This is a genomic window from Sphaerotilus sp. (genome assembly GCF_013299175.1).
GTDB lineage: Bacteria > Pseudomonadota > Gammaproteobacteria > Burkholderiales > Burkholderiaceae_C > Sphaerotilus.
Map to the genome: position 1 here is coordinate 1 of NZ_JAAFKF010000132.1, position 9,181 is coordinate 9,181.

11 protein-coding genes and 1 pseudogene are annotated in these 9,181 nt (G+C 68.0%); 3 read left to right on the forward strand and 9 right to left on the reverse strand.

What is annotated here, in order from left to right:
- The 3 genes from QZW52_RS17170 to QZW52_RS17180 all read left to right on the forward strand — a co-directional run.
- Nucleotides 1-280, forward strand: a 280-nt coding sequence (locus tag QZW52_RS17170; protein WP_294000952.1) for a LapA family protein, incomplete at its 5' end; no start/stop codon positions are given.
- The gene (gene lapB / locus QZW52_RS17175; protein ID WP_294000954.1) at nucleotides 270-1,421 is read left to right on the forward strand and encodes a lipopolysaccharide assembly protein LapB; all 1,152 of its coding nucleotides are present in this window, start codon (nucleotides 270-272) and stop codon (nucleotides 1,419-1,421) included. The genes QZW52_RS17170 and lapB, both read left to right, overlap by 11 nt.
- A 130-nt stretch (nucleotides 1,422-1,551) precedes the next feature.
- On the forward strand, nucleotides 1,552-1,875 hold the full coding sequence (locus QZW52_RS17180) for a ComEA family DNA-binding protein (protein WP_294000955.1): 324 nt from the start codon (nucleotides 1,552-1,554) through the stop codon (nucleotides 1,873-1,875).
- Here the strand turns inward: QZW52_RS17180 and QZW52_RS17185 are convergent.
- From QZW52_RS17185 to QZW52_RS17225, 9 genes and pseudogenes are all read right to left on the reverse strand, one after another.
- Nucleotides 1,853-3,124: a patatin-like phospholipase family protein gene (locus QZW52_RS17185; RefSeq protein WP_294000957.1), complete on the reverse strand. Its 1,272-nt coding sequence runs from the start codon at nucleotides 3,122-3,124 to the stop codon at nucleotides 1,853-1,855. The two genes, QZW52_RS17180 and QZW52_RS17185, sit on opposite strands and share 23 nt — an antisense overlap.
- A 64-nt stretch (nucleotides 3,125-3,188) precedes the next feature.
- Nucleotides 3,189-4,019 (reverse strand): urease accessory protein UreD, encoded by an 831-nt coding sequence (locus tag QZW52_RS17190; protein WP_294000959.1) that lies wholly within the window; start codon nucleotides 4,017-4,019, stop codon nucleotides 3,189-3,191.
- Between the two features lie 122 nt (nucleotides 4,020-4,141).
- Nucleotides 4,142-4,357, reverse strand: a complete 216-nt coding sequence (locus QZW52_RS17195; protein WP_294000960.1) for a cold-shock protein — start codon at nucleotides 4,355-4,357, stop codon at nucleotides 4,142-4,144.
- 267 nt (nucleotides 4,358-4,624) lie between these two features.
- Nucleotides 4,625-5,125, reverse strand: a complete 501-nt coding sequence (locus tag QZW52_RS17200; protein WP_294000961.1) for a nucleoside deaminase — start codon at nucleotides 5,123-5,125, stop codon at nucleotides 4,625-4,627.
- A gap of 27 nt (nucleotides 5,126-5,152) precedes the next feature.
- The gene (locus QZW52_RS17205; protein WP_294000962.1) at nucleotides 5,153-5,920 is read right to left on the reverse strand and encodes an ABC transporter permease; all 768 of its coding nucleotides are present in this window, start codon (nucleotides 5,918-5,920) and stop codon (nucleotides 5,153-5,155) included.
- Entirely contained in the window at nucleotides 5,917-6,741 is an 825-nt protein-coding gene (locus tag QZW52_RS17210; RefSeq protein WP_294000964.1) for an ABC transporter ATP-binding protein, read from the reverse strand. Before QZW52_RS17210 ends, QZW52_RS17205 begins: the two co-directional genes overlap by 4 nt.
- 13 nt (nucleotides 6,742-6,754) lie before the next feature.
- Nucleotides 6,755-7,804 carry an ABC transporter substrate-binding protein gene (locus QZW52_RS17215; RefSeq protein WP_294000966.1) on the reverse strand — a complete coding sequence of 350 codons (1,050 nt, stop codon included), beginning with the start codon at nucleotides 7,802-7,804 and terminating at the stop codon, nucleotides 6,755-6,757.
- A gap of 130 nt (nucleotides 7,805-7,934) precedes the next feature.
- Nucleotides 7,935-8,651, reverse strand: a complete 717-nt coding sequence (locus QZW52_RS17220) for a GntR family transcriptional regulator (RefSeq protein ID WP_294000967.1) — start codon at nucleotides 8,649-8,651, stop codon at nucleotides 7,935-7,937.
- A gap of 131 nt (nucleotides 8,652-8,782) precedes the next feature.
- A pseudogene (locus QZW52_RS17225) lies at nucleotides 8,783-9,181 on the reverse strand (class I SAM-dependent DNA methyltransferase); the annotation flags it as partial.

Sequence of the window (9,181 nt, forward strand, 5' to 3'; positions counted from 1 at the left end):
GTTTGCCTTCGCGCTGAACAACCAGCACGAAGCGCAACTCAAATGGTTCTTCGGCTTCGAGTTCCGCGCCCCGATGGTGCTGATGGTGCTCGTGGTCTTTGCGGCTGGGGCTGTTTTTGGCGTGCTCGCCATGACCCCCAACTGGTGGCGCCAGCGCCGCCGACTCCCTGCAACGCCATCCCCTGCGGCCACCAGTGCGCGCACCGCTGCCACGCCTGCTGCTCCCTTGGCCGTGGTCGCCGATGTGCCCCTGAACCCTGCCGCCCGCGATGGAATTTGACCTGCAGTGGCTCCTGCTGGGCTTGCCGCTGGCGTTCGGTTTCGGCTGGCTGGCGTCGCGCTTCGATCTGCGTCAGTGGCGCCGGGACGCTGAATCCTCGCCCCGCGCCTATTTCAAGGGACTCAACCTGCTGCTGAACGAGCAACAGGACAAGGCCATCGACGCCTTCATCGAGGCGGTCCAGCACGACCCTGGCAGCTCCGATCTGCACTTCGCCCTGGGCAATCTGTTCCGCCGCCGTGGCGAGTACGAGCGCGCCGTCCGTGTCCACCAGCACCTGCTGGCCCGCGCCGATCTGCCCGCCGCCGAGCGTGACCGCGCCCAGCACGCGCTCGCGCAGGACTACCTGAAGGCGGGGCTCTTCGACCGCGCCGAGGCCGCCTACAAGGCGCTGGAGGGCACCGCATTCGCCACCGACGCCCGGCTGGCGCTGCTGACGCTGCATGAACGCTCGCGCGACTGGAAATCCGCCATCGAGGTGGCGCGCGGACTGGAAACGGTGGCCGCTGGGTCGTTCAGCCAGCGCATTGCCCACTACGGCTGCGAACTCGCGCTCGAAGCCGATGCCCGTGGAAACGGTGAAGATGCGCTGGCGGCATTGGAAAAAGCCCGCCAGGCCGCCCCGCAAGCGGCGCGGCCGCTGGTGCTGGCCGGCCAGCGTTGTGCCCGGCTCGGACAGCACGACCAGGCGCTCGGCTGGTGGCTGCCGCTGGCGGCGGTCCACCCCGGCGCGCTGTCGGTCATCGCCACCGATCTCGCCACCAGCGCGCTGGCTTGCGGGCGGGGCGATGAGGCCAGGACGGTGCTGCGCGAGCTGCACGCCCGTGCGCCGACGTCGGACCTGCTGGCCGCGTTGCTCAAGCTCGACGGCGATGCGCAGTCGCGTCGGCAGTTGCTGCTGGAGCATCTGCACGTCCAGCCCGGTCTGGGGCCGGCGCTGAGTCTGCTGCGCGAGCATGGCCGTGAAGCCCTGGGTGTCGAAGAGCTGCAGGCGGTACAGACCAGCGTCGCGCAGGCGCTCAAGCCGCTGCAGCGTTACCGCTGCGCTGCCTGCGGATTCGAGGCGCAGCAGTATTTCTGGCAATGCCCCGGCTGCCATGGCTGGGACACCTTCCCGCCGCGCCGCCTCGAAGACCACTGAACGCGCTCCCCGGCTATCCCCCATCGGTGTGACCCTTTGGAGGGATGCGGCTGCGGTGCCCAGCCCCTATCGTTGCCCTGCATGTCGCGCACATGAGTCCATGTGCCCATGACCACCGAGGGGAACCACCATGCAGATGATCCGGAAAATCCTGAGTGTCGTGCTGAGCCTGGCTGCAGCCACCTGTCTGGCCGCGGCCGACATCAACAAGGCCAGCCAGGCCGAGCTGGAATCGGTCAAGGGCATCGGCCCGGCCATGTCCGGCAAGATCCTCGACGAGCGCAAGAAGGCGCCGTTCAAGGACTGGGCCGACGTGATGGAGCGGGTCAAGGGCGTCAAGCAGGCGACGGCGGCCAAGTTCTCCACCGGCGGCTTGACCGTCAATGGCGGCACCTTCGAGCGTGCCGTCGGCGCGGACAAGGCCGGGGAAGTCAAATCGACGAAGAAGAAGTGAGCCGAAGGTCGGGCAAGGCTGCCGTGCGCGCACCCCAGCCAAAAAACGCCCGCACCTCGTCCCCTTTTGCCCGGGCATCGGCTTCACCGAGGGCGATCAGCTCGCGCGTGTAGCCGGACTCGAACAGCAGGTAGCTCGCCAGTGCCGCGCCGCGGGCTGTTTCGCCCTGGCCCGTGACGCCGACGCCCCGCAACAGCGCCCGGATGGTGCGGGGCAGGCTATCCAGGTGCTTGCCCGCGAGATCGTCCAGCCGCTGGCTCGGCGCGATCACCAGGGCTTCGATCGGGCGCAGCGGCGTGCGGGCACGCGCTTCGGGCGACAACAGCGCCAGCGTGCTGTTGATGCGCTGCAGGCGCTCGATGTCCACGGCGAGCGCGTCGAGGAAGATGTTCGACAGGGCATGGCCGGCGATCTGCGCGATGCTGGGGTAGCCACTGACCTCCTGGTGGTCGCCAGGGGGTTCGTGCATCCGGCCTGCACCAACGATCAGCACCCGCTCGGCGCCGAGGTGGACCGTGGGCGAGATGGGCGCTGCCTGCCGCATCGAGCCATCACCGAACCAGCCCATCCGGTCGCCCACCGGCAGCGCAGTGGCCGGGAACACGAAAGGGATCGCAGACGAGGCCAGCAGGTGCCGCACACCGAGCTGGGTGCGTACCGCCAGCCGCTGCGAGCGGGTCCAGGGGGGAATGTCGTGTGCGGATTCGTAGAACGTGACGTGCTCGCCGCTGGAGTAGCTGGACGCTGTCACGGCCAGCGCGTGCAGATGTCCCTCGGCCATGAGGCGCGGCAGCCGGTCGAAGCGCACCATGCGCAGCAGCAGGGTTTCGAGCGGGCTGTTGTCCAGCAGCGAACGGGGCCGGGCGCGCCGCCACCGGTGCAGCGCCCAGCCGAAGGACATCATGGTCAGCCAGGGCGCGCCGGTGCGCAGGAGCCCCAGCGAGTCGGTGCGGTAGACCTGCTCCGAGCGGAACTGCGACCAGACATCGACCACTTCGCCCACGGCGGCGTCGAAGCGATCGGCCTGACACGCCAGCGCGGCGGCGTTGATGGCCCCGGCAGATGTGCCCGCGATGACTTGGTAGGGACTGGTGCGCGGTGCGCCGGCTTCACGCCCGATGTGCGCGATGGCCTTGAGCACCCCCATCTGGTAAGCCGCGCGGGCGCCACCTCCGGTCAGCAGCAGCCCGACACGGCCGGTGGACAAGCCAGTGGACAAGGGCGGTGGTGGGGCGATCAGGGTGTCCATGGTGGCAGTCTACCGAGCCGGTACCGGCCATGGCCGCACAGAAAGCCTGCGATGGGGCCGCGTTTCAGGTGCGCCAGATGCGGGGTGGGTGGGCGGCGAGTTGCCAGGCCGCGGCCCGCCAGGCGTTGCGCACGGCCACCAGCAGGTGCATCGCCGGCTCGACCCGTTCAGCCAGCACGCGCAGCACCACCGCGCGCGCGTGGGGTGCCGTCACGCCTGCGGTGGCGGCCAGCGCGCTGGTGCCGATGGCGAGCCGGGCGCTGTCGAGCAGGGCGGTGCGCTGCGTGGTCGGCAGCGGTGCGCCCGCCGTGAACCACAGCGTCCCCAGTACCCGCCGTCCTGCCCAGCCCAAGGGGCTGTCGAGCAGGCGCTGGTCTGCGGCGTCGATGGTGGCCTGCTCCAGCCACACCTCGGGCAACTCCAGCCGCTGGGTGTAGCGGCCGCGGTCCCACGGCATGTTGGCCGCAGGCAGCCCGAGTGCCAGCAAGTCCCAGCCGATCATCTCCGCCCCAGGTGCCAGGTCGAAGCGCAGGCGGTTTTCGGCGAGGCATTGCCGGTAGGCGATGGTTTCCATGGGCAGCCATTCGAGTCTGGCACCGTCCGCGAGGTGTGCTTTTACCTGCTGCACGGCGGGCTGTCCGGCGCTGCGGTAGTAGCGGGTGGCGCCTGGTGTGGTGATGAGCGCGTGGGTGCCGGCCGCCAGTTGGGCGTCGATCTGCAGCACATCACCGCCGACGAGACCCCCCGGTGGGTGGACCAGCACATGGTGACAGACCGCATCACCCTCCGGGTAGAGCCGCTGCAGCACACGCAGCGGGCCGTGGTGCCGGTCGAGCGCGACTGTGCGGCTGCCGTCCAGCGTGTAGTCGAGGTTCAGGTGTCCAAGCCAGCCCATGGGGAATAGAAATAGACAATGCAACATTGCAACATTGCAATGCGGTGCAAGAAAGCCGCGGGACGAAAAAAAACCGCCACGGAAGCGGCGGTTTTTCTGATGGCCCGAGGGCCTGCGGCTGATTACAGCGCGCGGATGTTCGAGGCTTGCAGACCCTTGGGGCCTTGCTTGACTTCGAATTCGACCTTCTGGTTTTCAGCCAGGGTGCGGAAGCCGCCGTTGTTCTTGATTTCGCTGTGGTGGGCGAACAGATCCTTGCTACCGTCGGCCGGCGTGATGAAGCCGAAGCCCTTGCCGTCGTCGAACCATTTCACGGTGCCAGTTTGGGTCGTACTCATGGATGATGTTCCTTGTTGAGTGTTGAAAAATGAAGAGCACCCTGTGCATGCCAAAAACCACATGGCAGACGCAGGGACAGAGACACTCAAGAAACGTCAAACCGGGGATTTGATGACCTGGGCCGGCTCCGCCTGTACTGCTCGGGCGGCGAAGCGGAAGAGGAGCAAGACCTTGAAGAAACGGCCTTGTGCATGTCTGTGGGCGCAGTGTAGTCGTTGCTGCGGTGCAGCGACAGATTTATTTGCGATGCCCGGCATGGCCCATGGTCATCGGGTGGACCAGAAACGCTGGTGGACCTCGGCCAGGGCATCCTCCATCTCCGCCACCGGACCCCAGACCCGGATGGGTTTCTGGCCGCGGGAAAAGATTTCCCGGCACGGGACATCCAGCGTCGGGTTCTCCGGGTGGCGCCCGGTCATCGTGCGCAGCCTGGTTTCGCTCATGCCGTAGACCAGACGTCCGATGCCCGCCCAGTACTGGGTGCCAGCGCACATGCAGCACGGCTCGACCGTGGTGTAGAGCGTGCAGTCCCACAGCAGATCGGCGTCGAACTTGGCCGCCGCCTGCCGGGCGATCACCGCTTCGGCGTGGTTGACGCTATCGACGTTGCCCTGGATCAGCAGCACCGTCTCGTGGTCCGGTGCCACCAGCAGCGCGCCGAAGGGGTGGTGGCCTTGCGCCATCGCGGCGCGGGCGATGTCGGCGGCCTGGCGCAGATGCACCAGCATCTGCGCCGGGGTGGGGTCGGGGCGGGTGAAGGTGTCCATGGGCGCCATCATGCCCCGGCCGCAGGCTCAGTGGGCATTCGATCCGCGGTGGGCCCAGCCAGTGGTGCGCTTCTCGACCACCGAGAAGAACTCGTACATCACCATCGCCATCGCGCCCACGACCACCAGCCCCGCGAACGCCAGCCCCATCTGCATCGAGCTGCCCGCCGAGATCAGCAGGTAGCCGATGCCCTCGTTGGCGGCGGTCATCTCCGACACCGTGGTGCCGACGAAGGCCAGCGTGATCGCCACCTTGAGCGAGCCGTAGAAGTAGGGCAGCGAGCGCGGCAGCCCCACCTTGGTCAGCACGTCCCAGCGTTTGGCGCCCAGCACGCGCAGCACGTCCTCCAGCTCCGGCTCCAGCGTCGCCAGCCCGGTGGCGATGTTCACCATGATCGGGAAGAAGCTGATCAGGAAAGCCGTCAGGATCGCCGGGCCGACACCGATGCCGAACCACACCACCAGGATCGGCACGAACGCCGCCTTCGGGAGCGCGTTGAACGCCGTCATCAGCGGGTAGACGGCGGTGTAGGCCATGCGCGAGCTGCCGATCAGGAAGCCCAGCAGCACGCCCACCACGATCGACAGCCCGAAGCCCGCCATCGTCACCCAGAAGGTGCGCCAGGCGTGGCCGGCGATGGTTGCGCTGTGCTCCATCAGCGCCGAGCCGATGGCCGCCGGACTCGGGAAGATGAACTCGGACACCCCGAACGCCGAGCACAGCACCTGCCACAGCAGCAGCACCACCAGCAGCAGGATCCACGGCGACCAGCGTTCCATCGTCTTGCTGTTCATTGCGCGATCTCCGTGGGCGTGGCGGCGGGCTTGCGCATCGCGCCGATGTAGCCGCGCAGTTCATGCACGATGCCGGTGAATTCCGGGGTGTAGGTGATTTCCAGGTCACGCGGACGTGGCAGGTCGATCTCGCGCTTGACGACGAAGCGTCCAGGGCTCTTGCTCATGACATACACCGTGTCGGCCAGGAACACGCTCTCGCGCAGGTCGTGCGTGACGAGGATGACGTTGAACTTCTGCACTGCCTGCAGGTCGCGCAGCGCGCACCAGAGTTCCTCGCGGGTGAACGCATCGAGCGCGCCGAACGGCTCGTCCAGCAGCAGCAGCTTCGGCTCGTGGACCAGCGCCCGGCAGATCGACGCCCGCTGCTGCATCCCGCCCGAGAGCTGCCACGGGAACTTGTCCTCGTAGCCGCCCAAGCCCACGCTCTGCAGCAGCTTGCGCGCCTTGTCCTGGTACTCGGCCTTCTTCTGCTTGAACGACGAGCGGTAGGGCTCGACGATCTCCAGCGGCAGCAGCACGTTCTCCACCGTCGTGCGCCACGGCAGCAGGCTCGGCGCCTGGAACGCCATGCCGGTGATCTTCAGCGGGCCGGTGACCTCCTGGCCGTCGATCACGACACGGCCCTTGCTCGGGCGTTTCAGGCCGGTGGCCAGCTTCATGAAGGTGGACTTGCCGCAGCCCGACGGCCCGACGATGGCGATGAACTCCCCTTCGCCGACGGTCAGGTTGATGTTCTCCACCGCGAACTGTCCGCTGGCGAGCAGTTCGTCGTTGTAGGCGAGCCAGACATCCTGGAAATCGACGAAGGCGGTCGTCATGGTGTGCTGCGGCTCACTTCTTCGCGGCGGTGAAGATGTTGCGGTCGGCGGCACTCGGCAGGAAGCTGCCGTTCCACACCGCCTCGGCCTTGACACGCTCCTTGGTGGCGAAGGCGTCCGAGACCTGGCTGGCCATCAGCGACAGGCGCGGACCCTTCACGTCGCCGAAGCCTTCCGCCTTGGCGTCCGGTGTCAGCACGGTGGCGTCGAGCGCGAGCTGCAGGCGGCGCAGCTCCAGCTCGCTGTTGATGATGCCGTCGCGGGCCTTGACCGTCTCCACGCCCGCCTTGGGGTCGGCGATCACGTCCTTCACGCCCTTGGTGAACGCCCGCAGGAACGCCTTGATCGCCTCGGGGTTCTTCTTGACGAACTCCTCGCTGGCGATGATCGCGTTGCCGTAGAGCTTCACGCCGAACTGCGGATACGGCAGCACGACCACGTCCTCGGCCTTCACGCCCCGCGCTTCGAGGTTCAGCAGCGACGTGAACGAGAACCCGGTGATCGCGTCGATGTCCCCGCGCACCAGCATGGTCTCGCGCAGCGGCGGGTCCATCGCGGTCCAGGCGACATTGTTGATGCCGTTGGCCTTGGCGAAGATCGGCCACGCCTTGCGGCCGGCGTCGAACACCGGGGCGCCGAGCTTCTTGCCCGAGAGGTCCGCCGGGGTCTTGATGCCCGACTTCTTCAGCGCCAGCACGGCGGCCGGCGTGTTGTTGTAGACCATCATCACCGCCACCGGCTTGTTCGGCGCGGTCGGGTTGTTGGCGTGGAACTCCATCAGCGCGGCGAGGTCGGCGAAGCCCATGTCGTAGGTGCCGGAGGCCACGCGGGTGACCGTGCCGCCCGAGCCGTTGCCGGCGTCGATGGTGACGTTGAGCTTTTCCGCCTTGAAGTAGCCCTTGGTGGCGGGCATCTGGAACAGCGCGGCCGGGCCTTCGAAGCGCCAGTCGAGCTGGAACTTGACCGGGGTTTCCTGGGCCTGCACCACCGCGGGCAGCGTGCCCAGCAGGGAAGCACAGGCGAGCACCAGAGCGGTGCGGCGAAGCGGCGAATGGGTCAGCATGGGGGTGCTCCGGATCGTATACAGTTTGGTGGACAATTTTGGGAAGCAGTTTGCGTGCCAGAAACTGCTTGTGCGATCGGGTCGAACCCTTGCCCGCACTGGCCTGTCGCGGCCGTTCGGCGGGTGCGGCTCAGTCCAGCGGCGACGGCGCCAGGGCGCTGGCGAGGTCGTGGATGCGCGGGTTCAGGCTGAGGTTGCGCTCGACGCTGCCGATGTGGGCGGCCATCAGCGCCACCGCGGCTTCACCATCGTGGCGGGCCAGCGCCTCGACGATGGCGACGTGCTCGTCCTGCGAATGCTCGGCCGAGTGCGAGGACTGGTACATCAGCGAGATCAGCGATGAGCGCGAGAGCAGGTCGGTCAGCAACTGTGCCAGCACGGCGTTGCCCAGCTGGCGGGCCAGCACCACATGGAAATCGGCCAGCAGCCGCGTGCGACCGGGGACATCCGTGCGCAGGACGGCTTCGCGTTCGGCGACGAGGTGGGCGCGCAGTTCCTCGATCTGGGCGGGCGTGATCCGGGGGGCGAGCTGCTGGACGAGGGCGGTTTCCAGCATCCGCCGCACGGCGAAGACCTGCCGCGCCTCCTCGACGCTGGGTTGGGCGACGAACGCACCCCGCGCCGGCTCCAGCGTGATCAGGCGGTCGCGGCTGAGCTGCATCAGCGCCTGCCGCACGAGGGTGCGCGAGACGTTGAAGATGTCGGCGATGGGCTGCTCGGCCAGCTTGGTGCCGGGCATGAGGCGGCGCTCGACGATGGCGGTGGTGATGGCGTCCACGATGCGCTGGGTGGCGCTGGGCGGGTCCGCGGTGGACAGCCCGTGGCCAGGGTCCAGGGGGTTCGGCATCAGGGTCGTGCTATGGCGCATGGGCGATCGCGGGTGGTCGTGGTGTTCCGGGGGCGTTTCAGTGTATCCAGCGACCGTGTGCGTGTGCAGGAGGATCTTCTCCCCCGTGCAGCAGGCTTCTCTCGCGGGGGTCAGGCGCCCCGCCAGCGCGCCCCCGTCTCCCGCTGCGCCTTGCCCAGCACCACCAGCGTCTCCAGGATCTGCGGCAGCCGTTTCTTCCACGGCCCGCGGCCGGTGAAGCGGGTGGCCAGTGCGTTCTCGTCGAGCGGTTGTGTGCTGTGGGCGAGGGCATCGGCGACGGCGCGCATCTGTTCGGGCAGGTCGGCGGGCCAGGGCAGGCGGGCGGCGGGCGCTGCGGCGATGGGGGCCGCCGCTTCGTCTTCGGCTTCGGGGGCATTGGCGCCGCCGACGAGTTCCATGGCGGTTTGCTCGGGCGCGGGGGCTGATGCTGCTGCGGCGTTGCGGCGGGCGGGATCCTGGAACTCGGGGCGCAGCCAGCGGATGGTGCCCTGGGCTTCTTCGCTGGCGCG

What these genes read in the sequence shown, in the direction of transcription:
- lapB (WP_294000954.1), top strand. Translation starts at nt 270, where the DNA reads ATGGAATTTGACCTGCAGTGGCTCCTGCTGGGCTTGCCGCTGGCGTTC.
- QZW52_RS17180 (WP_294000955.1), top strand. Translation starts at nt 1,552, where the DNA reads ATGCAGATGATCCGGAAAATCCTGAGTGTCGTGCTGAGCCTGGCTGCA.
- QZW52_RS17185 (WP_294000957.1), bottom strand. Translation starts at nt 3,124, where the DNA reads ATGGACACCCTGATCGCCCCACCACCGCCCTTGTCCACTGGCTTGTCC.
- QZW52_RS17190 (WP_294000959.1), bottom strand. Translation starts at nt 4,019, where the DNA reads ATGGGCTGGCTTGGACACCTGAACCTCGACTACACGCTGGACGGCAGC.
- QZW52_RS17195 (WP_294000960.1), bottom strand. Translation starts at nt 4,357, where the DNA reads ATGAGTACGACCCAAACTGGCACCGTGAAATGGTTCGACGACGGCAAG.
- QZW52_RS17200 (WP_294000961.1), bottom strand. Translation starts at nt 5,125, where the DNA reads ATGGACACCTTCACCCGCCCCGACCCCACCCCGGCGCAGATGCTGGTG.
- QZW52_RS17205 (WP_294000962.1), bottom strand. Translation starts at nt 5,920, where the DNA reads ATGAACAGCAAGACGATGGAACGCTGGTCGCCGTGGATCCTGCTGCTG.
- QZW52_RS17210 (WP_294000964.1), bottom strand. Translation starts at nt 6,741, where the DNA reads ATGACGACCGCCTTCGTCGATTTCCAGGATGTCTGGCTCGCCTACAAC.
- QZW52_RS17215 (WP_294000966.1), bottom strand. Translation starts at nt 7,804, where the DNA reads ATGCTGACCCATTCGCCGCTTCGCCGCACCGCTCTGGTGCTCGCCTGT.
- QZW52_RS17220 (WP_294000967.1), bottom strand. Translation starts at nt 8,651, where the DNA reads ATGCCGAACCCCCTGGACCCTGGCCACGGGCTGTCCACCGCGGACCCG.